This window comes from Nisaea sp., assembly GCF_039990255.1.
GTDB lineage: Bacteria > Pseudomonadota > Alphaproteobacteria > Thalassobaculales > Thalassobaculaceae > Nisaea.
The window spans coordinates 528,199-552,742 of the sequence record NZ_JBDXGG010000018.1 but is presented as its reverse complement, the minus strand read 5'-3'; the positions used below and the strand labels follow the sequence as shown (position 1 = coordinate 552,742).

General features: G+C 58.4%; 22 protein-coding genes, 1 pseudogene and 1 riboswitch. Of the genes and pseudogenes, 6 read left to right on the top strand and 17 right to left on the bottom strand.

Translation table 11 applies throughout. The features are described 5' to 3' along the window. Window positions 1-4: 4 nt before the first annotated feature. The 6 genes from glnT to ABJ076_RS12800 all read right to left on the bottom strand — a co-directional run bounded on the left by glnT (window position 5) and on the right by ABJ076_RS12800 (window position 5,997). The gene (glnT, locus tag ABJ076_RS12825; RefSeq protein ID WP_348189267.1) at window positions 5-1,312 is read right to left on the bottom strand and encodes a type III glutamate--ammonia ligase; all 1,308 of its coding nucleotides are present in this window, start codon (window positions 1,310-1,312) and stop codon (window positions 5-7) included. Between the two features lie 69 nt (window positions 1,313-1,381). Beyond that, window positions 1,382-2,710, bottom strand: coding sequence for an FMN-binding glutamate synthase family protein (locus ABJ076_RS12820; protein ID WP_348189269.1), 1,329 nt, complete (start codon window positions 2,708-2,710; stop codon window positions 1,382-1,384). 10 nt (window positions 2,711-2,720) lie between these two features. Continuing rightward, window positions 2,721-3,407 (bottom strand): GXGXG domain-containing protein, encoded by a 687-nt coding sequence (locus ABJ076_RS12815; protein WP_348189271.1) that lies wholly within the window; start codon window positions 3,405-3,407, stop codon window positions 2,721-2,723. Between the two features lie 3 nt (window positions 3,408-3,410). Further along, window positions 3,411-4,307 (bottom strand): glutamine amidotransferase, encoded by an 897-nt coding sequence (locus tag ABJ076_RS12810; protein ID WP_348189273.1) that lies wholly within the window; start codon window positions 4,305-4,307, stop codon window positions 3,411-3,413. Window positions 4,308-4,405: 98 nt separating this feature from the next. Next, window positions 4,406-5,086, bottom strand: coding sequence for a helix-turn-helix domain-containing protein (locus tag ABJ076_RS12805; protein ID WP_348189275.1), 681 nt, complete (start codon window positions 5,084-5,086; stop codon window positions 4,406-4,408). After that, entirely contained in the window at window positions 5,086-5,997 is a 912-nt protein-coding gene (locus ABJ076_RS12800) for a nucleoside hydrolase (RefSeq protein WP_348189277.1), read from the bottom strand. Before ABJ076_RS12800 ends, ABJ076_RS12805 begins: the two co-directional genes overlap by 1 nt. On the opposite strand from ABJ076_RS12800, the gene ABJ076_RS12795 reads away from it, so the two are divergent. The 3 genes from ABJ076_RS12795 to ABJ076_RS12785 all read left to right on the top strand — a co-directional run bounded on the left by ABJ076_RS12795 (window position 5,975) and on the right by ABJ076_RS12785 (window position 7,827). Further along, complete coding sequence (locus tag ABJ076_RS12795) at window positions 5,975-6,322, top strand: DUF3126 family protein (RefSeq protein WP_348189279.1); 348 nt, start codon at window positions 5,975-5,977, stop codon at window positions 6,320-6,322. The genes ABJ076_RS12800 and ABJ076_RS12795 overlap by 23 nt on opposite strands. An 87-nt stretch (window positions 6,323-6,409) precedes the next feature. Then, the gene (locus ABJ076_RS12790; RefSeq protein ID WP_348189281.1) at window positions 6,410-6,601 is read left to right on the top strand and encodes a hypothetical protein; all 192 of its coding nucleotides are present in this window, start codon (window positions 6,410-6,412) and stop codon (window positions 6,599-6,601) included. After that, window positions 6,598-7,827, top strand: a complete 1,230-nt coding sequence (locus ABJ076_RS12785; RefSeq protein WP_348189283.1) for a serine hydrolase — start codon at window positions 6,598-6,600, stop codon at window positions 7,825-7,827. Before ABJ076_RS12790 ends, ABJ076_RS12785 begins: the two co-directional genes overlap by 4 nt. Before the next feature lie 103 nt (window positions 7,828-7,930). On the opposite strand, the gene ABJ076_RS12780 is transcribed toward ABJ076_RS12785, so the two are convergent. The 3 genes from ABJ076_RS12780 to ABJ076_RS12770 are packed head-to-tail and all read right to left on the bottom strand — an operon-like array spanning window position 7,931 to window position 11,049. Next, on the bottom strand, window positions 7,931-9,343 hold the full coding sequence (locus tag ABJ076_RS12780; protein ID WP_348189285.1) for a glutamine synthetase family protein: 1,413 nt from the start codon (window positions 9,341-9,343) through the stop codon (window positions 7,931-7,933). Then, window positions 9,340-10,659: a Rieske 2Fe-2S domain-containing protein gene (locus ABJ076_RS12775; RefSeq protein ID WP_348189287.1), complete on the bottom strand. Its 1,320-nt coding sequence runs from the start codon at window positions 10,657-10,659 to the stop codon at window positions 9,340-9,342. The genes ABJ076_RS12780 and ABJ076_RS12775 overlap by 4 nt, the downstream gene beginning before the upstream one ends. A gap of 57 nt (window positions 10,660-10,716) precedes the next feature. Further along, window positions 10,717-11,049, bottom strand: a complete 333-nt coding sequence (locus ABJ076_RS12770) for a 2Fe-2S iron-sulfur cluster-binding protein (RefSeq protein WP_348189289.1) — start codon at window positions 11,047-11,049, stop codon at window positions 10,717-10,719. Between the two features lie 144 nt (window positions 11,050-11,193). On the opposite strand from ABJ076_RS12770, the gene ABJ076_RS12765 reads away from it, so the two are divergent. Continuing rightward, the gene (locus ABJ076_RS12765) at window positions 11,194-11,949 is read left to right on the top strand and encodes an IclR family transcriptional regulator C-terminal domain-containing protein (protein WP_348189291.1); all 756 of its coding nucleotides are present in this window, start codon (window positions 11,194-11,196) and stop codon (window positions 11,947-11,949) included. 787 nt (window positions 11,950-12,736) lie between these two features. Here the strand turns inward: ABJ076_RS12765 and ABJ076_RS12760 are convergent. The 5 genes from ABJ076_RS12760 to ABJ076_RS12740 form a co-directional block, all read right to left on the bottom strand. Then, the gene (locus tag ABJ076_RS12760; RefSeq protein ID WP_348189293.1) at window positions 12,737-13,510 is read right to left on the bottom strand and encodes an SDR family oxidoreductase; all 774 of its coding nucleotides are present in this window, start codon (window positions 13,508-13,510) and stop codon (window positions 12,737-12,739) included. 142 nt (window positions 13,511-13,652) lie between these two features. Continuing rightward, window positions 13,653-14,585, bottom strand: coding sequence for a homoserine O-succinyltransferase (gene metA / locus ABJ076_RS12755; protein WP_348189295.1), 933 nt, complete (start codon window positions 14,583-14,585; stop codon window positions 13,653-13,655). A gap of 49 nt (window positions 14,586-14,634) precedes the next feature. Further along, window positions 14,635-14,741: riboswitch (SAM-I-IV-variant riboswitch) on the bottom strand. Between the two features lie 70 nt (window positions 14,742-14,811). Continuing rightward, window positions 14,812-15,759, bottom strand: a complete 948-nt coding sequence (locus tag ABJ076_RS12750; RefSeq protein WP_348189297.1) for a 1-phosphofructokinase family hexose kinase — start codon at window positions 15,757-15,759, stop codon at window positions 14,812-14,814. 121 nt (window positions 15,760-15,880) lie between these two features. Continuing rightward, window positions 15,881-16,045 carry a dioxygenase gene (locus ABJ076_RS12745; protein ID WP_348189299.1) on the bottom strand — a complete coding sequence of 55 codons (165 nt, stop codon included), beginning with the start codon at window positions 16,043-16,045 and terminating at the stop codon, window positions 15,881-15,883. A gap of 95 nt (window positions 16,046-16,140) precedes the next feature. Continuing rightward, on the bottom strand, window positions 16,141-17,373 hold the full coding sequence (locus ABJ076_RS12740; RefSeq protein WP_348189301.1) for a flavin-dependent oxidoreductase: 1,233 nt from the start codon (window positions 17,371-17,373) through the stop codon (window positions 16,141-16,143). A gap of 144 nt (window positions 17,374-17,517) precedes the next feature. On the opposite strand from ABJ076_RS12740, the gene ABJ076_RS12735 reads away from it, so the two are divergent. Then, window positions 17,518-18,411 (top strand): helix-turn-helix domain-containing protein, encoded by an 894-nt coding sequence (locus ABJ076_RS12735; RefSeq protein ID WP_348189303.1) that lies wholly within the window; start codon window positions 17,518-17,520, stop codon window positions 18,409-18,411. Window positions 18,412-18,424: 13 nt separating this feature from the next. Here the strand turns inward: ABJ076_RS12735 and ABJ076_RS12730 are convergent. Continuing rightward, window positions 18,425-18,712: pseudogene (locus tag ABJ076_RS12730) on the bottom strand (GMP synthase (glutamine-hydrolyzing)); the annotation flags it as partial. Window positions 18,713-18,770: 58 nt separating this feature from the next. On the opposite strand from ABJ076_RS12730, the gene ABJ076_RS12725 reads away from it, so the two are divergent. Beyond that, the gene (locus ABJ076_RS12725) at window positions 18,771-20,369 is read left to right on the top strand and encodes an amidase (protein ID WP_348189305.1); all 1,599 of its coding nucleotides are present in this window, start codon (window positions 18,771-18,773) and stop codon (window positions 20,367-20,369) included. A 233-nt stretch (window positions 20,370-20,602) separates the two neighbouring features. On the opposite strand, the gene ABJ076_RS12720 is transcribed toward ABJ076_RS12725, so the two are convergent. Further along, a complete protein-coding gene (locus tag ABJ076_RS12720; RefSeq protein WP_348189307.1) occupies window positions 20,603-22,873 on the bottom strand; it encodes a mechanosensitive ion channel family protein in 2,271 nt (756 codons plus the stop codon). 103 nt (window positions 22,874-22,976) lie between these two features. Beyond that, window positions 22,977-24,527, bottom strand: coding sequence for a glutamine-hydrolyzing GMP synthase (gene guaA, locus ABJ076_RS12715; protein ID WP_348189309.1), 1,551 nt, complete (start codon window positions 24,525-24,527; stop codon window positions 22,977-22,979). Window positions 24,528-24,544 lie beyond the last annotated feature (17 nt).

The following is a 24,544-nucleotide window of genomic DNA, read 5'->3' as shown; positions in this document are numbered from 1 at the left end:
CAGCTTAAATATCGAGCGTGTTATCCCGCTCCCATTCCGTGAGGTGGGAAGCGTAGGAGTTCCATTCGCCTGATTTCAGCTTCAGGAAGGCGGCCGAGAATTCGTCGCCGAGAATTGACTTCAGATCCGTATCCTTATCGAAGGTCCGCAGCGCGTCCAGCATGTTCAGCGGCAGACGCGGTGCATCGGCAGCAAGTTCCGGCTGGGCATACATGTCATTGTCGTACCTCTTGCCGGGATCAGCCTTGGTTTTCAGACCGTCGAGACCAGCGGCGATGACAACAGCTTGCAACAGGTACGGGTTCACAGCCCCGTCCGGCAGACGCAGCTCAAACCTGCCCGGACCTGGCACGCGGACCATATGGGTCCGGTTGTTGCCCGCCCAGGTAACCGTGTTCGGCGCCCATGTAGCACCGGAGAGGGTCTTCGGCGCGTTGATGCGTTTGTAGGAATTCACAACAGGGTTGGTGATCGCCGTCATTCCCTGGGCGTGCTTCATGATGCCGCCGAGAAAATTCATCCCCTCTTTCGAAAGATCGAGTTCGTCCTTCTTGTCGGCGAATGCATTCTCCTTGCCCTTCTTGTCCCAGACTGAGACATGGCAATGGCAGCCATTGCCGGTCAGGTGCTTGAACGGCTTCGGCATGAACGTGGCACGCAACCCGTGTTTCTCGGCCACGGACTTGACCATGAACTTGAAGAAGGAATGCTTGTCCGCCGTTTTCAGGGCATCGTCGAATTCCCAGTTCATCTCGAACTGACCGTTCGCGTCTTCATGATCGTTCTGGTACGGCCCCCAGCCGAGCTCCAGCATGTAGTCGCAGATCTCGGAGATAACATCGTAGCGGCGCATCACCGCCTGCTGGTCGTAACAGGGTTTCTCCGCCGTATCGAACGGGTCGGAAATCTCGGTCCCATCCGGCAGGATCAGGAAATACTCGGCCTCGATCCCGGTTTTCACGCGCAAGCCCTGCCCGGCGGCCAGATCGACCATCCGCTTCAGCGTGTTGCGCGGCGCCTGTTCGACAGACTTGTCCTCCATGACGCAATCGCCCGCGACCCAGGCCACGTCCTTCCTCCAGGGAAGCTGGATAACAGTCGAGGCATCCGGCACGGCGAACAAGTCCGGGTGGGCCGGCGTCATGTCGAGCCAAGCGGCGAAGCCTGCGAAGCCCGCACCCTCTTCCTGCATGCCGGCAATTGCCTGGGCAGGCACCAGCTTGGCCCGCTGGGCGCCGAACAGGTCGGTAAAGGAGATCATGAAATACTTGACCCCCGTCTCTTTCGCGAAAGCCGCGAGATCCTTCGTCATGAAACCTCCAATGTCCCCTGTCGTCTCCCTCGGCACGCGACGCGTTGGCCGCAGCGTCTTAGCCTGTTCCTAAAGTCCGCTCTTGCCCGGTATCCAGTCCGTCCCCGCCAGCGGCACGCCCGCCATGGCCGACGCCTCGATGCTCAGCGCACAAAGATCTTCCGGCTCGAGATTATGCACATGGTTCTTGCCGCATGCCCGGGCGATGGTCTGCGCTTCCAGAGTCATCACCTTCAGATAGTTCGCCAACCTGCGCCCGGCGGCAACCGGGTCGACCCGCTTCATCAGCTCCGGGTCCTGGGTGGAAATACCCGCCGGATCGCGGCCCTCATGCCAGTCGTCATAGGCACCGGCAGTCGTGCCGAGGGCCTGGTATTCCTCTTCCCAGCGCGGATCGTTGTCACCGATGGCAACCAATGCCGCCGTGCCGATGGAAACCGCGTCCGCGCCCAGCGCCAGTGCCTTGGCGACATCCGCGCCGTTCCGCACCCCGCCGGAGATGACGAGCTGGACCTTGCGATGCATGCCGAGATCCTGCAGCGCCTGCACGGCGGGCCGGATACAGGCCAGCGTCGGCAGGCCGACATTCTCGATGAAAACTTCCTGGGTCGCCGCAGTGCCGCCCTGCATGCCGTCCAGCACGACAACATCCGCGCCGGACTTCACCGCCAGCGCGGTATCGTAATAGGGCCGGGCACCGCCGACTTTCACATAGATCGGCTTTTCCCAGTCTGTGATCTCACGCAATTCCTGGATCTTGATCTCCAGATCGTCCGGCCCGGTCCAGTCCGGATGCCGGCAAGCGGAGCGCTGGTCAATGCCAGGCGGCAAGGTCCGCATTCCCGCCACCCGGTCGGATATCTTCTGACCCAGCAGCATACCGCCGCCGCCCGGCTTGGCGCCCTGTCCGACGACAACCTCGATAGCGTCGGCCCGGCGCAGATCGCGCGGATTCATGCCATAACGGGACGGCAGGTATTGGTAGACGAGTATCTCGGAGTGCCCGCGCTCCTCCTCGGTCATGCCACCGTCACCGGTCGTCGTGGACGTCCCGGCGAGCGTCGCGCCGCGTCCCAGCGCCTCCTTGGCGGGACCGGAGAGCGAGCCGAAGCTCATTCCCGCGATAGTGACCGGGATCTTCAGCTCGATCGGTTTTTTCGCATGACGCGCGCCGAGCACCACATTGGTTCCGCACGCCTCGCGATAACCTTCCAGCGGATAGCGGGAGATTGAGGCGCCGAGGAACAGCAGATCGTCGAAATGCGGCACCTTGCGCTTCGCACCGGCTCCGCGAATGTCATAGATTCCTGTCGCGGCGGCGCGGCGAATTTCCGACAGCGTGTAGTCGTCGAACGTTGCAGACTGACGCGGCGTGGTCGGGGGATTTTTATAGGTCATCTGTCCGGCCTCAATACGCGTCGACATTGTCGATGTTGAAATTGTAGAGAGTGCGCGCGGAGCCGTAACGCGTGAACTCCTCCGGCTTCACGTCAGTGATCCCCGCCTTCGCCAGCAGGTCCGCCAATAGCGCCAGATGCTTCGGCCGCATTTTCTTCTTCACGCAATCGGCGCCCAGGCTTTTTACTTCTCGGCGCACGAAGAGCTTCGCCTCATAGAGCGAGTCCCCGAGCGCATCACCAGCATCACCAAGCACGACGAGGTTCCCGGCCTGCGCCATGAAGGCGGACATGTGGCCGATATTGCCTTTCACGACGATATCGATGCCTTTCATGGAGATGCCGCAGCGCGAGGAGGCATTGCCTTCGATCACCAGCAGGCCGCCATGGCCCGTGGCACCGGCATACTGGCTAGCATCGCCTTTCACCACGACGGTGCCGGACATCATATTCTCCGCCACTCCGGGGCCGACGCTGCCATGCACAGTGACCGTCGCCTCGGCATTCATTCCGGCGCAGTAATAGCCAACGCTGCCATGCACATCGACGCGGATAGACGCATCGATCCCGACAGCCACCGCATGGGCGCCACGAGGGTTAACGACTTCGAACTCGGTTTCGTTCTTGCCAGCTTCCACAGCGTGGAGCGCCTGGTTCAGGTCCCGTAGCGGAACCGACGCCAGATCAAAGGTCGGCATCGCTCAATGCTCCCAGAAATAGACAGTTGCGGGTTCCGGCTCCCAGACCCGGGCGGCTTCAATGCCCGGCAGGTTGACCAGCGCCCGGTATTCGGAGCCGAAGGCAACATAGCCGTCCGTCTCGGCCATCACAGCAGGCTTGCAGGCAATCGGATCGCGCAGCACGCCGAAGCCGGATTTGGTGCCGACCACGAAAGTGTAGAAGCCGTCCAGATCGCTCAGCCCGCTCTCCAGCGCTGCGCCCAGATTGCTGCCGGTCGCGAGCTTGTGGGAGAGATAGGCAGCGGCGACCTCTGTATCGTTCTCGGTCTCGAAACGGAGCCCGTTCCGGACCAACTCGCGCCGCAGATTGTTATGGTTGGAGAGCGAGCCATTGTGAACCAGACACTGGTCCGGTCCGGTCGAGAACGGATGCGCGCCAAAGGTGGTCACAGCCGACTCGGTTGCCATACGGGTATGGCCGATGCCGTGCGTGCCGGCCATTGCGCCGATCTTGAAGCGGGCAGCCACGTCTTTCGGCAGCCCGACTTCCTTGTAAATCTCGACGCTCTCTCCGCTGCCCATCACGGTGATGCCCGGCCGGAGTTCCTTCAGAGCCGTCCGCGCCGCATCCAGCTTGCCACTCTCCACCGCAATCACCGCATGTGTCGCCCGCACCGTCACGGAGACGGGAACGCCCAGCTTTTTCGCGAGCGCAACTTTGAGCCCTTTGAAATCCATGGCTAGGTCGGCGGACTGGACCGTGATTTTTCCAGAGCCCGCTTCGCTCGGGCCATAAATCGCAATGCCGGCACTGTCCGGACCACGATCCGTCATGGTGATCAGCATATCCGACAGCAGCGCGCCGAGCTGCGGCTCCAGCGCCTTGTCCTTCAGGAACAAACCAACGATGCCGCACATACCGGCAACCCTCCGTATCAAGTTCTGACGGAGGTTAGCAGCCCGTCTTCAGGAACTCAATTGCGAAGAATAATTGTTTCTTATGGAGAATAATTCGTTCAGTCCTGCGATCCGCGCTGGGGATAGGAAATGATCGAGAGATAGCGGATCGGCCGGGTGATAAGTTCTTCCGGCCCGTGCGGCGCATCCGCATCGAAGAACAGGCTGTCCCCCGGCAGCATCCGGTGGGTCTCGTCTCCATGCCGATAAAGCACCTCGCCCTCCAGCATGTAGATCAGCTCGGTGCCCTGATGTTGAAAGGCGGGGAAGATGTCGGAATCCTCGGTCAGGCTGATCACGTAGGGCTCGACAAGAACGCCGCTGGTATTGCCTTCGAGATAACCGAGCAGATTGTACTGGTGCCCGGCCCGCGTGCCCCGGCGCTCGACCTGCACCCCTTCACCCGCCTTCACGAAGACCGCGTTGCGTGGTTCCTCGAACCGTTTGAAGAGATCGGTGATCGGCACACCGAGAGCACGGGCAACGGCCTGTAGTGTGGTCAGGGAGGGAGAGATCGCGCCGTTCTCGATCTTCGACAACATGCCGACCGAAAGACCGGTGGACGTGGCGAGATCCGCGACGGTGATACCGAGTGCCTTGCGGAATTCCCGCACCTCCCGGCCGATCGCCTGCTCCAGGTTGTTTTCCTTAGGTTCCTTGACCGCATGCGGGTCCTGGGCAAGGGCGGGTCTGCCGCTGATGCCCGCCCCTTTGGCGACCTTTGGCTTTTCGGAAGACATCAGGAGTAACGCGAGAGGCGGTTGAGCAAGCGGGCGAGGAACTCATCCGCGTCGACATCCAGCATAACGGTTGCGTTCGGCGCCCCGTCGCCCGCATCGCGGACGATGCTGCGCCCCGCTTCAATGCCTTCGGTAACAATATCCACGCGCCGCGCTTCACCGGAGAACAGTTCCGGCCAGAGCATGTAGCCAACCGTCAGCACGTCGTGCAGAGCCGGGTCATTGTCGGAGTCATAAAAGGTCAGCATTCCGGCAGTCGCATGGCCAACTGTTGTATCGAGCGCCCGCAGCGCCGCAATCCAGTCCGGCTTCGCCCGAACCTGATGGGTGATATTCAGACCGTGCATGACAATCGGCGCGCCACTCTCGAAGACGATATGGGCGGCATGCGGGTCGACATGGAAATTGAACTCGGCATGGGGCGTGACGTTACCGGGTCCGGTCGAGCCGCCCATGACGACGATATTCGAGACTTCCTGCGCGAATTCCGGTCGCGCCGCCAGGGCATGCGCGACATTCGTCAACGGCCCCACCGGCATCAACGTGATACCGCCCGGCGCATTGGAAATCTCCTGGCGCAAGACATCCGCGCCATGTCCCGGCGCGAGGTGAGAGGCCGGGTCGGGAAGGTCGCTTCCGTCCAGCCCGGTCTTGCCGTGAATCTCATCCGCCGTTTTCAGCGCCTTGATCAACGGGCGCGGGCAGCCGGCATGGATCGGCACCTCGCCGCGCCCTGCAAGATCTCGGATACGACGGGCATTCGCCTCCGTCCGGTGCAGCGGCACATTGCCCGCAACCGTGGTGACGGCTTTGATGTCGAATTCTTCCGGGCTGGTGAAGGCAAGCAGCAGGGCCACCGCATCGTCAATTCCCGGATCACAGTCAATAATGATGGTTTCGCGCTGGGTCATGCATCGGAAGATAGGCAGCGACGTAAAACTGCGGCAAGCTGTTTTACCGGAACGCCTTGAACCATCGGCATGGTTCCGCTATTCCCGTCCGCTCAATCGAACAAGGGGGACACCCGTGCAAAAGAGCGAAATCGAAAAAGTTCAGCGCTACCTGCGCCAGACCTTCGGAAATCACGGCATCAGCATCGAAGGCCGTCCGAATAAAGACGATTCGGCCGAAGTCTCCCTGGATGGAGAATTCATCGGCGTCATCTTCAAGGATGATGAAGAAGGCGATGTTTCCTATGATTTCCATATGACTATCCTGGAAATGGACCTCGACTAAGGGGTCCATTCGCGCGAGCGAAAAACTCCACAAAACCGAAACACAGGATGTGTCATTCTGTTCCGTACATGGAACGGAGGATGCGACATGCGTCTGGATGACATTGTTTCGGTAACCTGCACCGATACGGACAAGACAGAACACGGCAAGGTGGTGCGTCTCAGTCGCGACCGCGCCGACATCATGATTGGCCCGGCGGTGATCCAGTTCAGGATGACCAAGCCCGGTTTCTATATCGGCAACATGCACGGGCTCGAATTCACCATGAAAGCGGGATGACTTTGCGCTCAAGAATGTTCCGGCATGCCCGGCACCTCTCACTCGCGCCTGCCCTGGCCGGATTTCTGCTGCTATTCTCACTCTGCATCCCATCCGTCACTGGCGCGGAAAGCATGACACCAGACGTAACCCTAAGAGCGCTGTTCGAAACTGAGAAGCTGGACGATGCGCGCTTCTCAACGGCTTTTCTCGCTCAAGTCCCTGCCTCAAGCATCGCACAGATTCTTTCCAGCCTGCGTCAAAGCTATGGCGCGCTTGGCAAAATCGAACCAGACGGGGACGGGTACCGGCTGAGTTTCGAGGGTGCGGATATCCCCGCAAAGATCGTTCTTAATCAGGAAGGCCGTATTACCGGTCTCTGGTTCGGCGCTCCGGTGCCGTCTGGATCGGTCGAGGAGCATGCGGCAGCCATCACCGGGTTGCCGGGAGCCGTCTCGCTGCTTGTTCTAGAAGACGGGAAGCCGCTGATATCGCACAACGCGGACGAACCTCTCGCAGTCGGGTCCGCGGCAAAACTCGCAATACTGAAAGCTCTGTCTCTCTCTGTCCGCAATGGGGACAAGCAATGGTCCGACGTCGTGGAGTTGCGGCCCGAATGGAAATCCCTGCCCAGCGGAACGCTACAGGACTGGCCGGACGGCACGCCCCTCACACTCGGATCACTGGCGCATGTCATGATATCGATCAGCGACAACACCGCGACAGACGCCTTAATCCGTCTGGTCGGGCGGAATGCGGTAGAGGCAGTCTCGCCACGCAACAGCCCGTTCCTGACCACCCGCGAGCTGTTCACCCTGAAGACCCGGGACCATTCCGCGCTGCGCCTTGAATGGGCGGGTGCGGACGAGGCCGCGCGCAGGCTTATTCTGGAGCGGATCGCGGATATACCGCTGCCCGACCCCCATGCGCTCGCGTCCGAGCCAACATTCGAGGCAGTAGAATGGTTCTTCTCCGCTCGAGAGCTTTGCACCTTATTGGAAGACACCTCCGGTCTGCCGAGCGGCAGCATCAATCCCGGCCCTATCGATCCCGGCCAGTGGCGAGAATTTTCCTACAAGGGCGGCTCGGAAACGGGGGTCCTTAATCTGTCCAGCCGGGTGGTTGGGACGGACGGGATCGCACGCTGTGTGGTCGCCACCTGGAACCATCCCTCAGCGCTCGACGAGAACAGCTTGCTGCTGCCCTATCGCGGAGTTCTCTCGGCCCTGGCCGGGCTAAGCCGCTGATCCAATAAAATGGACCGGATCAGTTACTGAATCCACAGCGGCTCATTGGATTAATTTGTTGTCGAGGAGCATCCACGCTCCGAACACAGCGAGAAATCAAAGCCTAGAACAGCGAAAAATATTCCCGCTCTTCCCACTCGGAGACGGCCTGGGCATAGCGATCCCACTCCGCCTGCTTTATGTGGCTGTAGTAATCCACATAGGCATCACCAAGCGCTTTCCGGAAAAAGCTGCTCTCTCGAAACAGGCCAATCGCATGCTCCAGGCTTGATGGCAGTTTGTCCGCATCGCTGTCGTATGGCCGCTCGACCGGCATCGGTGCTTCAAGCCCGCGCTCGATTCCATCAAGGCCCGCAAGGACCTGGGAAGCCATATAGAGATAGGGATTGGCCGTCGGCTCGCCGACCCGGTTCTCTATCCGGCTGGCTTTGTCGCCCGGTTTGGCCAGAGCACGGATCATGGCGCCCTTGTTGTCCCGGCCCCACTGCACCCGATCAGGCGCCAGAGTAAAGGGCCGATAGCGCTTGTAGCCGTTCACTGTCGGTGTCGAGAGCAGGCAACTCTCGGCCGCGTGCTCGAGCAGGCCCGCAACCCAGTTCCCGCAGAGCATCGAAAGAGTTTCGCCCTCCTCTGGGATGAACAGGTTTTCACCGCTCTTCAGATCAACAAGAGACTGATGCAGATGCCAGCCGCTGGCCATCGCGTCCTTGAATTTCGGCCGACACATGAAAGTCGCGTGCAACCCGGCACGGCGGCAGACCTGCTTCACCATAGAGCGAAACAGGATCATGTTATCCGCGTGCACCATGGCGGACGCTGGATGGAACGTCACCTCGCACTGGCTCGGACCGAATTCGGCCTCGAAGGAGCGCACCGGCAGACCGAGCGCCGCCGCATTGCGCCGGACCAGATCGAACACGTTTTCCAGTCGGTCGTACCTATCCTCGGTCAGATATTGATAGCCGTGAGAGAGTAGCTCGGTCTTCGGCACCGCCTCTGGCTGCCCCGTATCCTCATGGCCGAGCTTCGGATCGACCACCTTCAAGACATGGAACTCGACCTCCAGCCCCGTGATCAAATCGTACCCCTGGGCGTTCAGCCTCTCAACCGCGCGGCGCAGAATACCGCGCGAGCAGACCTCAAGCGGCACTCCGTCAGCATCCATCAGGTCCGCCTGCATCCAACCGGAATGCGGCGACCAGGGCAGTACCTTGAAGGTTGCCGGGTCGGGATACATCAATACATCTGCAGCCCCGGTCATCCGCCCGGCCCCAAATCCCGCATCCTCCTGCCAGACAGGGAATACCGTCCGATGCGAGGTGTCCTTCAGCAGCAGCGTGGAGGTCATGGCGATGCCGGAGCGGAAGGCGCTCTCCAGATCCGCCGCCATCACCGTCTTGCCACGCAGAATTCCATGCTGGTCGGCAAAGGAAATGCGGACGACCTCCAGCCGTTCTTCCGCTACCCGCGCCAGAACGGCATCGATAGCGGTCTGGTCTACACTTGAGCCGTTCACGAGAGCGCCGCATCCCAGGTGCAGGAGGCGCGCCGGCCGGCGTCCCGGTCGGTCCAGACGGACTCCCATTCCTCTGTCGGCCCGATTGCGTCGATTGAGATCGGCCCCTGAATGTCTTTTGCCGTGACCTCGTCAATCACCAGCGGCAGCTCGCCTTCACCCAGCTTCACGCTCTTGATCGCGGCGCGCAGCATGCGCCGGTAGCGAACGATGGCGGCATCGGAGGACGCCAGATGCTCGCGGGTGCGGTCCTGAACCGCTCCCATGGATTCCACCGCCCATTGGTCATGCACGTTGATGTCCAACCCCATGCCCGTATAGGTCAGGGTCTTCTGCTCTTCCGGGTCATAGCCATACTCGTTCGACTTGTTGCGAAGCGGCGCATAGTCCGGCAATCGGTGCTCCTTCAAGCGCTGCTCCCGCATCTTTTCCTTGTCGACGGGGGCACCGAAACTGGTGAACATCGAGTACCAGTAGCAATGCGTGTCATCCACCGGCACATGCCACTGGGTGATGGTCATCTCGTTCGACATCGGAATGGTGATGGCACAGGGAAAAACCTGATTGGTCACCCGGACATGACGCTGGCCGTTGCCGAGATCGCGCAACGCGATGATCCGCAGCCCGTAATCGGTCTCCTCGACCTTCAGTTCCGGATTATCGAAATCGCGCAATACTTTTGTCATCGGCAGGTCGCTCTGGGCCGCTTTGTCCCGGAACTGCTTGCCGTATCCGTCCGCCGGGTCCTCATCCTGCAGAAAACGATGAAGGAAGGAAGCATGCGCCGGATCGATACCTATCTCGAGCGCCTGCAGCCAGTTGCACTCCCACAGTCCCTTAAAGGCGAAGACATGGCTGTCGGGCGCGCGGAAACAGTCCAGCGCCGGAAAGGCCGGCGGCTCACCCGGCCCCATATAGGCCCAAATTACACCGTTCTTCTCTACCGCCGGATAGCTGGAAATCTTGACCCGCTCGTGCATGCGCGAGCCATCGGGTTCTGCCGGCTGCTCGGTGCATTGCCCGGTCTGGTCGAAGTGCCAGCCGTGGAAAGAGCAGCGAATACCGCCGCCCTCAAGCCGTCCGTAGCAGAGATCGACCCCACGATGAGGACAGAACCGGCTCATCAGGCCAAGCGTGTTGTCCTCGCGCCGGAAAAGTACCAGATCCTCGCCCATCAGTCGGACCGGCGCCACCGGGCGCGGGCCGTCAAGTTCGACCGCGAGCGCCGCTGGCATCCAGTAATGACGAAGCAATTGCCCAGCCGGCCGGTCGGCGCCAACCAGCGTGATCTCGTCGTTCTTTTCCTGGCTCATCATGGCTGGGAACTCCTTTGCAGCCAAGCGCTCCGGTCCGGTAGCGCAAAAGCGGTTTCTTCAGTACTGACGATCCGGGATATGAATCTTGATCCCGTCCATCTCACCCGTAAGTTTGACCTGACAAGAGAGACGGCTGGTCGGACGCACTTCGGCAGCCGCGTCCTCAAGCATAACCGTCTCTTCTTCCTCGGCTTCGGGCAAAAGACTGGAGATCGCGTCGTCGAAATAGACATGGCAGGTAGCGCACATGCAGCTGCCGCCACATTCTGCCTCGATCCCCTCGACGTCATTGAAAACAGCGGCTTGCATGACGGATTCACCCGTCTCTGCCTCGACCGTTTCGACCGATCCTTCCGACCGGACGAAATGAACCGTGATTTTGGTCCCCACGTCACGTCTCTCCTTGCCAACTCGCGTCAAGGACACACCTGAGTTGACATATAAGTTTGACCGATTATCGAACATTCGGTCTATTATTGATCATAGTAAAAAATACACCGCAAACAGATGCATCGGTCAAGCCCTGGGAGCTTCATGATTACCGATAAAGATATCTCGCTCACTTTCATAAAAGGGATGGAAGTCCTTGAAGCCTTCGAGCGCGCTGCGGCTCCCCTCACGATCCCGGAGCTTGCACGCAGAACCGGCATCAATCGCTCGGTCACGCGGCGACTGGTTCTGACCTTGGTTCGACTAGGCTATCTGGCAGAAACCAACCGTGCTTTTACGCCGACCCCGCGCATCCTCCGTCTGGCAAGCGGCTATTTGAAGGAGCGGCAGTTCGGACGCACCGTACAGCCTGTGATGGCCGCTTATTCGAAACGCCTCGGGGACGCGATCTCGCTCGCGGTCAGGGACGGAGTGGATGCAATCTATGTCGCTTATTCTCCCGGTGACCCGACACTGATCACGTCCGGGTTCAGCATCGGCTCAAGATTGCCGCTGACCGCGACCGCAATCGGCCGCGTGCTACTGGCATTTAGCGATCCGGAAGAGATCGAACGCTTACTCGCCAAGCCATCAGCGTCCTATACGCCAGATACCAAAACAGATCCGGACGCAATTCTTGCTGATCTCTCAGCTGTTCGAGCGCGTGGGTTTGCCCATGTCACTGGGGAATACGAGCCTGGCGTCGCCTCCATCGCGGTACCTGTACTGGGACCGGACAACACAGCCAAAGCTGCTCTCGGCATCGTTGGGCCTGCAGCACGCTTTGAAGAAATGGAAATTTGTGCCCGGAAAGCCGCCCTGCTATCGGAATGCGCAGAAACTTTGGAGAGCTTCGTTTAAGCCCACCAGAAAACGGCATCAGCGGGCAGATGCCGAGACGCAGCGAGCCGGAGACGAAGCCCCGGCCCGCCACCCTGAGCCGATCCCAAACGGCCGCAGGAGATCAATCACACACCCCGCTCTAAGCTAATGTTCAGAGCACCAGAACTTAAAATCTCGCAATTTTTAGATGTGTATTCTGAAATCTCGGAAAACCATACATCAGTACTCTCTAGAACCGCAAGGGTTTAGCCCCAAAATCATCACGTAGAAACACACAATGCGTCATAAAAACTACTTCAGTATTAAAAATGGCTAAAATGAAATGCTTTTCATGACATCTCGTTAACAGTGATGATTTCCAACGGTCGATCTCGCACAAGTAAAAATAAACTTAAAATTACTTAAAAATCGGAAAGCTGGAAAGGAAACCCCATACAACCCTAAAAGCACTTCATCGTTGATGCCTCGGGAAGCTCCTTCAAGCTGAGGAATGACAGTTTTTTTGCCTTTTGCACTGGCCCAGATTTTTCTGCCTACATGACGCCGGAGTCACCATCGGCAGGCTGACACCGCTCTGCTAATTCTCTGGTGAAATCGACACTCAACCCAAAGCGGATCGAGATCCGTTCTTATGCAGTTTCTTCGCCATCCCTCAAGACAACCGCCGGAAATATCGCCATCGCAAAACCACTCGAGTCAGCGCCAATGCTGCTATGGAACAACAACGCCGCCTCGAGCCGCGCAAGAACAACTAGCTCCGCGCGCCCGCACTGCATTGGCACCGCCGCAAACGATAATATACCTTCTAAGGGTCCTGTCTTAGGCTCGTCAGCCCGATACCCGTAGCCTCGAAGCCGCCGTCGACGGCGAGGTATTGGCCATTTACGTAACTCGCCTTGTCGCTTGAGAGAAAATAGATCGCTTCGGCCAGTTCTGACTCGAGCCCGTAGCGGTTCAGCGGGATGTTGGCGTGATAGTCTGCACGGATTTCAGGCGTATGCACCTTCATCGCCATAGCCGTGTCAACCGGACCGGGACAAACAGCATTAACCCGGATACCCACGTTACCAAGCTCAGCCGCTTGCTGCTTCGTCAAATGCAGCACGCCTGCCTTGCTGGTGCCGTAGGCGACCCGGAGCGTACTCGCCCGGAAGCCCGAGATGGAGGCGATGTTCACAACTGCTCCGCCTCCGGTTTTCAACATCACCGGAGCAACGGCATTAGTGCAAAGGAACGGGCCATTGAGGTTGGTCGCCATGATCTCGGACCACTCCTCGAAGCTGGTCTCCAGGACCGGCTTGAAGTTCGCAATCCCGGCATTGTTGACCAGCGCATCGATACGCCCGAAGGCGGCCTCGGTCTCCCCGACCGCCCGACGCACCTGATCCGGATCCGAGACATCGGCAAAGATCGGCATGGCGCCATTGCGATGGCCGATATCTTCCATCGCCTGCGTCAAGGTTTCCCGGTCCCGATCCAGCAGCGCCACGCGCCAGCCCTCGTCCAGAAACTTGAGTGCCGCCGCCAGGCCAATACCGCGCGCGGCCCCCGTGATGATGGCAACCTTTGAATCAGTCATTTCCTACCCCGTTTTTTGATACTGACGCCTCTTGCTTTGGCGTCTTCAGACTTGCTCGTGCCAGACGTTAGGAGATTGCCGCCCGGACAAAAAGAGAGGACAGTCGCCCACCGCCATTATGAGCAGGCGCCAGTCCGGCGGATCAAGGCTCTTCCGCCCCGCTTCCGATCAACGTCATGTCGAACGGCGTCGTCTGGTAGATCTGGTTGATCCAGTTGGCGAACAACAAATGTGCATGACTGCGCCAATGGTTCTTTGGCGCCTGCTCCGGATCGTTGTCCGGGAAGTAATCGTGCGGCAATGCCGTATCGAGCCCCCGGGAACGGTCACGGAAATATTCGTCGCTAAGCGAGTCCGAGTCATATTCGATGTGATTGAACATGAAGAGCGTGCGCCGCGCCTTGTCCTCAAGCAGGCATGGCCCCTTCTCGGCCGAATCCATCAGGGTTGTAATCCCCGATTCCGTTGGAATGTCGGCTGATCGGATCTCGGTCCAGCGGGACACCGGTATGGAAAAGTCGTCTGAAAATCCACGCAGGTAAGGTGATGCCGGCGCCATATTGCGATGCCGGTAAACGCCGAACGCCTTTTGCGGCAATTCGTGCTTTGGCACGCCATGGAAATGATAAAGCGCCGCCTGAGCACCCCAGCAAATCGAAAAGCACGAATGCACGTGGCTCCTTGTCCAATCGAAGATCCGGCAGAGCTCGGACCAATAGGACACGTCCTCGAATTCCATCTTTTCGACCGGAGCCCCGGTGATAACCAGCCCGTCGAACTTCTCTTCCCTGACGTCTTCCCACGGCCGATAGAAGGAAATCATGTGCTCCGCAGACACATTGCGGGACACATGATCCGTCATCTTGATCAGAGACAGCTCAACCTGTAGCGGTCCTGCACCGAGCAGGCGGGCGATCTGGGTTTCCGTGCGGATCTTGTCCGGCATCAGATTCAGCAAACCGATCTTGAGAGGCCGCACATCCTGACGGATGGCATCCGCCTCACGCATGACCATGACGCCTTCAGCTTCAAGTGCGGCGAAGGCGGGAAGATCGTTTGGAATCTTGATCGGCATGTAAACGTCCTCTGCTTTTTCGGCGCATCGAGCAGAGCAGACGTTATGGCGAGACCCGTTTGGTTGCCGGTTCGGCCACATCTTCCTTTAGAGGAGCGCCACCTTGCCCGGAGAGCAGGTTGGCGTTGAGCGTCGGCTCAACTCTTGATGCAGATTAATATTTAGTCGAACCGGGCGCGTTTGGCAATTCTGTCGCCAAGTGCAGTCAGATACGCATTGTATGGGGCTAGCATTCCAGCACTTCCGTGCGAACCTGACCCAGCAATCGCTCCACTTCCTCTTTGTGGCAGAGATCGGTGCCCGGTGTCAGAAGCGCGGCCGAACCGGCTGCAATGGCATACTTGAACGCCGCCTCCGGCGCATCGCCTAACGCCAGCCGCCAGACCATGGCGGCGAGGCAACTGTCGCCCGCGCCTACAGCACTGACGGCTTCTACCGGCACAGCATCCGCGCGCACACGAAGATCCCGGGTCGCAAGGAACGCACCCTCTTCTCCCAGAGTCAGCAGAACAATCTCGACCTGGTGAACCCGGACCAGATCGGCAGCGGCTTCCTCCCACTCCGATCGCCGCTCAAGTAGAGAACCGGTCAGATCGCGTAGTTCCTGAAGGTTGGGCTTGGCGAGATAAATTCCGTTGCGTATTGCCGCGTCGAGCGCGCGCCCCGAACTATCGATCACAAGACGGACCTTGCGACCCACGAGTTCTCCAGCGAGTCTTGCATAGAAGTCATCCGGCACGCCGGGCGGCAGGCTACCGCTGGCGACAACATAGTGATGCGGCTTGGCGTGGGTAGCGACAGCATCGATGCATGCCTGCCAATCCGCCTGCCCGAGGGGATCGCCGGGAAGAACGAACCGGTATTGCGCGCCGCTGCGCGCCTCGGTTATGGAAAAACTCTCTCGCGTTTCGGCAGAAACGTCGATGGCCAAACTATCGACACCCTGTTCCACTAGTATGCCCCGGAGCTGCTGCCCTTGCGCGCCACCAGCCGGATAAATCGCGCGACAGGTTCTGCCAAAGCGTCCGATCACCCGTGCAACATTGATCCCGCCGCCCCCGGAATCACGATGAGCGTCGCGACAGCGGAGTTTATCGGTTGGAACCACACTATCGGTCACAGCCGAGACGTCGATCGTGGGGTTCATGGTCAAAGTAAGTATGCCGCCTGTCACGAAAATGCCCCCGGCACCGTCCTTGCCGGTAACGAAGATGCCTCTGTTATTCCATAACGGTTGCTGTACATCGTAAAATCCGTCCGCATTGTCCGACCAGGCATCGAACGTCGCCCCTCAATCAGCTACCCCTCAAAATCAAGAAACCGAGCGTGTCGGAAAGCAGGGTAAACTCCTGCCGTTCTGCAGAACAGAGCTGGCCCGTCCGCATTCGGAAGTCGATGCCGAACTCCCATTCTCCCTGCGTGGAATCCATTTCCTCCGCGAAAGCATGCAGATGTTTCACCAGACACCCCATAACCTCTGTGAGCCTGGGACTGATATCCTCCCCCATACGATCGTTCACGGCCCCGGCGTAGGCCTACTCCGCAAAATATCGGATCATATGACTTCTCTCCCAGATCCGACTGCCTTCTTACGAAAGCCCGCGACCTCTCGGTAGCCGGCAGCCACTTCTTCAAGCTCCTCCGTCGAGATCAAATCCTCGATCCTGTCGTCGGGGCCGGTCACCCGGGCAGCGGCAATGTCCAGTACCCTCTCGGGCCCCGAACGCCGATTGGTCATGACCAGCTTTGAGGTTGCCGGACAGCGGAGTTCCTCATAGGCGAGCAGACCGTCCGGGCCGGGTTTCTGGCCCAGGATGTCTGCGAGAATACGAGCGTCGATAATCGCTTGCGAGGCGCCATTGGCGCCGATCGGATACATTGGATGCGCGGCATCGCCCAACAGGGTGACCCGTCCGACTGTCCAGAACCCTACCGGATCGCGATCGACCATCGGAAACTCGTTTACCTGCTCGGTTGCGTCCATGAGCGCCGCGACATCCATGTCCGGCAGTGCAAATTCTCTAAAGGCGTCGATGAATTCCCGTGTGCCCTGCCGGGTCCAGTCCGCATCCTGAACATGGCGGGGTTGATCGCGGCGCAGCTCCGCCACCCAATTGGTCAGGGACTTACTCTGCCGCCGGGCCTGCTCACTGATCGGATAGGTGACGAATTTCACATCATGATCGCCAGCGATCACCATGGTTCGGCCATCGCCGATCATTTCCATCTCGACCGCCCCCCGCCACATCATCGTCCCTTCGTAATGCAGCGGCCCTTCATCAGGATGTATCTGTGCCCGTATCGCCGAATGCAGACCGTCGGCGCCGATCAGCAGATCGCATTCGGTATTGTCACCGTCGGCGAAATGCACCGTCACCAACGCCTCTTCCTGTGCAAATCGTGTCACCTTCTTTCCGGTAACAACGGCATTCTTACCCAGACGCTCTTTCACCGCGTCCAGCAGCAGGAACTGCAGATCGCCGCGATGGACCGAATATTGCGGCGCCGCGAAGCCTGCTTCCATGTTGCGAGGATCGGACTGGATCAGATGCCCGTATCTGGTCCGGTATTCGATGCAGCGGGTTTGAATAGCGGTTGCGTCCAGCACGTCCGCCAACCCCAAGTCCCGCAAGATCGCCGAAGCGTGAGGCATTACGTTGATGCCGACACCCAAGGGGCTTATGTCGCCGACCGCTTCGTAGACCTGCACGGAAAATCCCCGCTCGTGCAGACAAAGGGCCGCGGTCAAACCGCCGATCCCGGCTCCCGCAATGGCAATTCGCGTCACAGCATCCTCCCGCAGTATTTTCATTATTCAATTTCGGCCGATTTTTAGCCGAGATAGATTTTGTCGAGATTCAGCATCATTCCGGTTAGGATCAAGCCACTCTTGTGACAATAAATTGCACTATCTCAACATATCAGGCATGCCATGAATGATGCCGCTCTCGACCAGCATCAATATGTCCTGGGCTCCCCGTCAGCCCACGTAGGCCTGCTGAATTGCGAGCGGATCGCCGAGCGCCGCCACATCCACAACTGGACCGTCGCCCCGCATTATCACGAGGGACTATCGCAGCTCTTTCTGTTCGGCCGGGGGAACGTCACGGGTCAAATAGACGACAGTCATTACCGTCTTCAGAGTCCCGCGCTGGTCTGGGCGCCCGCTCTGTGCCGCCACGGTTTCGATTACGAGCCGGAGATGCTTGGGTGGGTGATTACCATACCGAGCGCGGACGTCGTCCGGCTGACGGAAGGGCGGCCATGGCTGCGGGATCTGACCCAGAAGCCGCATGTTCTTCAGGGGCAGCAACATGCAGCCTTGCTGGCTGAAGTCCAGCTTCTGGTCGGCAGGATCGAAGAGGAACATCAGCGCTATGGCGTGGACCGCAACCTGGCTTTGGAATCTCTGTTCCAGCTTCTTTTACTCAACCTTTACCGGGGCCTTCCCGAAGAGCCGGGCACCACACCATCCGGAACCGGCCGGGGGCGCCGAGTGGTCCAGCGTTTCGAGGAACTGCTGGATCAACATCTGCACACGACCAGATCGGTCGCGTCGTTCGCCGCCATGATGGCGGTCACCCCGACCCATCTTTCCCGAACCGTCAAGGAAGTGACCGGGTCCACAGCCGGAGCCATCATCCAGGACAGGGTTCTATTGGAAGCCAAGCGCCGGTTGGTCTTCAGCGATCATCCGGTCGCCGAAATCGCTTACGCACTCGACTTCTCGTCACCATCCTATTTTTCCCGCTTCTTCACCGCACGAACCGGCGAGACACCGGCAAGCTTCCGCCGCCGCGCACGCTATACCGCCGAAGACGTATAGCAACGGGCCCGGATTACTCCCACTCAATGGTCCCCGGAGGCTTCGAGGTGATGTCGCAGGTCACCCGGTTGATACCCTTGCATTCATTGATGATGCGGGTGGAGACCCGTCTGAGGAACTCGTGGTCGAAGTGACGGCGCGGAGCGCGCAGGCGAAGTCGTTGGTCCGGCCGTCGCCCATGACGCCCACGGTGCGGACAGGCAGCAGCACCGCGAAGGCCTGCCAGATGGCATCGTACAGGCCGGCATTGCGGATTCTCTTCCAGATACACCGCGTCGGCCTTACGCAGGATATCGAGCTTCAGCGCAATTATTGCCGCTGCCTGAGGTACATAATTCCTATTGATAGGAACAGCAGAATTGCGCAAGGATCGAGAAATTTACGGCAATGGGAGAGAAGAAATCGGCAAAGTCCGTTATTGTCCAAAGCAGAACAGGTCCGTCAGCAGACGTGATTTTCTGAAATCATCCGCTGCTGCAACAGCCCTTGCTGCTATGCTTCCTGCACAGGTCAAGAGAGCTTGCGCAAAATCTAAATCTATTGATGAGTTCGTGAACTACGACGCACTCGGCATGGCCGAATTGATCAAAACTGGCGAGATTTCACAAATAGAAGCCGTTGACATCACCATCCGCCGCATTGAGGCCATTGAGCCGCTGATCAACGCGATCACTACCCCAACATTTGAACGTGCTTATGAAAAAGCAGAGACTATTTCAAAAAACTCCACCTTTGCTGGAATGCCGATCCTTATCAAGGATATGATTGATGTTGGAGGCGTGCGCCGTACGGACGGCTCTCGGATGATGCTCACAAATATTCCCAAGGAAAATGTAAAATACATAGACGGTATTGAGGCCGCTGGCATGAATATCATCGGGATGACCAACGTACCTGAGTTCGCTCAGCTGGGCATCGCGACCAACAATACTGCTTTCGGACTCACCAAGAATCCTTGGGACTTGTCCAAATCTACTTTGGGCTCAAGCGGCGGCGCCGGTGCAGCAGTTGCATCAGGCATGGTGCCTCTGGCCCATGGCACAGATGGCGGAGGGTCAAACCGGTTACCACCTTGCACACAGGGCGTTTTCGGGATTAAACCGAGCAAAGCACGCATGTTGCCTGGTGAAGCAGGTGGCGCACACGGTCCTTTCAAGACAAATCAGGCCATTTGCCGCACCGTGCGTGACAGTGCAGCACTGTTTTCTCACACAGAAGATCCCGATGGTCCATTTCCCGCAATTGGATTGGTTGAGAGACCAAGTAAAACCAGACTCAAAATAGGTTATGCAGCTTCGATCAAGGGAGGTGCAAAGGTCGAATATGCTGTGCGGAGCGCACAGGAAAACGTGGTCGAACTTATTAAAAACCTTGGGCACGAGGTCGTCGAAATCGATATTCCTGTAACTCAAGACGAATTTTTTATCAATTTCAATGGAGCTTTTCTTGGTCAATTTGGTGCGCTCACTGAAAGAGCAAAGGCCATTACCGGGATGAGCGCAGCTCAATCTGGTCTACTGGATCCTTTCACCGTAAATTTGATTGAATATGGAGCATCCATTACTCCCGAACAGCAGGCCGCAGGACTTGCTTATTTGAGTACCGTTCCAAATCTATATGCCAAAACATTCGAGCAAGTTGACCTAATTCTCAGTCCAGTAATGCCGCTAGTTTCTTTACCTGGAGACACGTTAACACCAACCACAAAAGTCAATGAAGCAACATTGGCAATACTAGAGAACAACCTGGGTTACACAGCGTCAGTTAATGTTTCAGGCCATTGTGCGATGTCTGTACCGCTCAATTGGGACCCGGAAAGCGGCATGCCGATCGGCTCAATGTTTCAGGCAGCAACAGGTAATGACCGCATGCTGTATGAGCTAGCATTTGAGCTGGAAGCAGCCCGCCCATGGAAGGATCGATGGGCACCATACTCAATTAAGAATATTCCGGTTTAAGCTACGACAAGGATGGGCTGATTTATCCAAAACTGGAGATCTTTATACGCCAGGCCTCGCTATGCTTGAGGAATAACACTCGCAGTATTGCTCCCGCACATCAGTCATTGATGATGCAGTCGGGGCCCCTCTTCAGGGACGCTTGGTCAACGCAATAGCAATCCACTGCCTCGCCTTTTGCAAACTGTTGGCGTCGGGATCGGTCAAAAGCACTGCCAGACGTGACGCTTATTCTACCTGTCGTCCTTTTGTTGCCCGCCAGCGCCCTGTTGCTCCAGTAACTCCTGGTCCAGCACTGGGGCCACAGCGCCGGAAACCGCTTCCTTCTTCTTGTCGGAGAGGGTGCTGCTCGTTTCATCCGCCAGACGCACGGTGACTTCTCGTGTCGCGAACCTGATCCCATTGGATTCGAACAGTTCCCGGAGCTTGGCATAGATGATCTTGCGGGCAACGAATTGATCTCCCGGCTTGGTCATGAACTTGACCGAGAAGATCATCGCCGAGTCTTCCATCTGGCGCACACCCTGAGCCTTGAGAGGTTCCAGGAAACTGCTTCCAATCTCGGGATGTTCCAAAAGCTCCTGGCCCAGCTTCTTGATCAATTTCCGAACTTTTTCCGGATCCGTATCATAGGTCAACCGGAGCGGCAGTTTCATAATCACCCAATCCCTGGAGTAGTTCGTCAGGGATTTGATCTCGCCAAAAGGAATGGTGTGAAGCGGCCCTAGATGATGGCGGAGTTGCATGGATCGGACAGAAATTTTCTCGACCGTGCCGCGAGTCCCGTCTGTCTCGATGTACTCGCCTTTACGGAAAGCATCATCAAGCAGGAAGAACGCGCCCGAGAAAATATCCCGGATCAGTGTCTGGGCGCCAAAGCCAACGGCAAGTCCGACAACACCAGCCCCTGCGAACAAGGGTGCGATGTCGACACCCATTTCCGACAAGATCACCATACCCGCGGTCGCCACGATAACGGCTAACAGGAAATTGCGGAAAATTGGCAGCAAGGTCGCAAGGCGGGATGCCCCGCCTTGCCCGCCTTCATCGCCCGGCAGTGCCTCGACAGCGTCACCACCTTCCAACGCGATCATGCCGTCAATTTTGATGCGCGCTGCGTTAAAAGCGATATAGGCAAGGACACCGACAATGATGATCTGCGCTGTCGCATCGAGTGCACTGCTGCTCTCCAAACTCACAGCGAACCAGTCCTGGAAGATAAACAAACCCGCTCCTAGGGCGAGCGTCATAGCGATCACATTCTCAATCAGCTGCTTTAGAGCATAATTCTCGCCGGAAAACGGAACATCGTCCGCATCAAGGGATGGGGCCGCCCCTTTCATGAAACGGTCGAGGATCAAAAGGCTGACTGCATAGAGATAGAAGCCCAAAGTGCCGTATTTCAACGGCGACATGATCAACCCCAAAGCACCGGGCTCCTCCAGCAACAACCGGATCGCGGAAACAAACCAGGCGCCCATGAAGTAAGTGGCGGCAATGGCGTGCCACGAGGAGGCGAAGACCCGCAGCGCAGGACCAGCGCTTGAGATCCCGTCGCCCGCTTCTTCCATCCCCATATTGGCAGGCCCCAGCATCGCCCTTGCGACCGCATCGCGATACCGGATCGCAAGGCCAGAGAAAAGCAGTGCCGCCAGCAACGTTGAGCATATCAACATTAATGTATGGGCGCCCCGATCGATCCCAAGCAGGTCCATCAAGACACAGATCCCTCCGACGGGGGCGGCGATAAAACACGCCGTCACAAAGCCCCGATAAAGGCCCTGCGCGTCCTCGTCGGACAAGTGGATCATGCGATGCCTAGGCAGGTCGGGACCAATCATCCCCTCGAAGATGACAACCCCGAGCTGAGCCACCCCAAAAAACACGACAGTCATCATCATTGTCGAGCGCCACGGCACCGATTCATCGCCGAACAACACGACGAGCATTGCCGCGAGCCCGATCAGCAACGCCACGCCCAGCATTTTCAAGATCACCCGCTGCAACGGATAGATCAACCGATCCGTCCGGTCCTCCGGCTCGGGCGTATAAAGATTTTCAAAGCGGGATGCCATCCAGCGACGGACTGGAATCACAACGAGATAGGCAACAACCAGAAAGGCGACAGCCAAGACAAAGGCCTGAACAATCCACCAGGGGCTACCGTCGAGCCCCGCGTTTTTCTTGAGCACCTCATGAACATGTTGCGGGAACGCATCCATGTCGGAGAGAATTTCGACAAGACGCCCACGGGCCTTGCGAGCCAGGACTTCAAACCGAGCTGTGGCGGAAATAATATCAGCGCCACCGCTTTCAACGTCAGATGTCGCCGCGCCCTGCGGGACGAGAATAATCTGATACCCATCCTCTTGAGCCTGCTCAACCAGCGTTTCCAAGGTCCCTGGTTCAGCTTGAACCGGGATCTGCGCCCGCGCCGCGATCGGGCCAAAGGCTGCTGTTAGGATCAATAAAGTCGGTAAAAGCGACGCAACCTTTCGCACCATGCCCCCTATTTGAGCAGCGGGCCCCGACACATGGTGTTTCAGGGCTTAGGGAGACACTAGCCGATCATCGTGAAATGGGCGAGCCCTTGCACGATCTCGCCGCTTACTCCCACTCAATGGTCCCCGGAGGCTTCGAGGTGATGTCGTAGGTCACCCGGTTGATGCCCTTGCACTCATTAATGATGCGGGTGGAAACACGGCTGAGGAAGTCGTGATCGAAATGGTAATAGTCTGCGGTCATGCCGTCGGTCGAGGTGACGGCACGAAGTGCGCAGGCGAAGTCGTAGGTCCGGCCATCGCCCATGACACCAACGGTACGAACCGGCAGGAGGACGGCGAAGGCCTGCCAGATGGCATCGTAGAGACCTGCATTGCGGATCTCTTCCAGATACACCGCGTCGGCCTTGCGCAGGATATCCAGTTTTTCGCGGGTGATGTCGCTGCCGGGGATACGAATTGCAAGGCCCGGACCGGGGAACGGGTGGCGGCCGACCAGGGTTTCCGGCAGGCCGAGTTCGCGGCCGAGATCGCGGACCTCGTCCTTGAACAGCTCACGCAACGGTTCGACCAGTTTCAGGTTCATCCGCTCCGGCAGACCGCCAACATTGTGGTGGCTTTTGATAGTGACGCTCGGCCCGCCAATGAACGAGACGCTCTCGATCACGTCCGGGTAAAGCGTGCCCTGGGCAAGAAACGCGGCGCCCTCGATCTTGTTCGCTTCTTCCTGGAACACGTCGATGAAGAGAGAGCCGATGGTCTTACGCTTCTTCTCGGGGTCGGTCTCACCTTCAAGCGCGCCGAGGAACAGATCGCTCGCATCCTTGTGGATCAGCGGGATGTTGTAATTGTCGCCGAACAGCCGCACGACCTCTTCCGCCTCGCCCTGGCGCAGCATGCCATGGTCGACAAAGACGCAGGTGAGCTGGTCACCTATGGCCTCGTGGATCAGCACGGCGGCGACGGAGCTGTCGACCCCGCCGGAGAGACCGCAGATGACTTTCCCGTCACCAACCTGATCGCGGATTTGCTGGATCGCCTGATCCTTGAAGGAGGCCATGGTCCAGTCACCGGCACAGCCTGCGACCTTGTGCACGAAGTTGGAGAGCAGCGCGGCACCGTGCGGCGTGTGCACCACTTCGGGGTGGAACATGGTGGCGTAGTAGCGGCGCTCATCATCAGCGACCACCGCGAAGGGAGCACCTTCGCTGGAAGCGACGACCCGGAAGCCCTCCGGAAGCTCGATCACCCGATCGCCATGGCTCATCCAGACCTGTTCGCTGGCGCCGATCTCCCAAACCCCGTCGAACAGGATGCAATTGTCCTTCACGTCAACGAAGGCGCGCCCGAATTCGCGGTGGTCGGAAGTCTCGACCCGTCCGCCGAGCTGGTGACACATGGTCTGCTGGCCGTAACAAATGCCCAGCACAGGAAGGCCGGATTCGAAAACCAGGTGCGGCGCCCTTGGCGTTTCCTCTGCAACCACGGAGGCCGGTCCGCCCGAGAGGATATAGGCCTTGGCGCCGAACGCCTCGATCTTCTCGACAGGTGTGTTGAAGGGCATGATTTCGCAATAGACACCAGCTTCGCGGACACGGCGCGCGATCAGCTGTGTGACCTGACTGCCGAAATCGAGAATGAGGATACGATCGGTCATCGGGCACCAATTTTGCT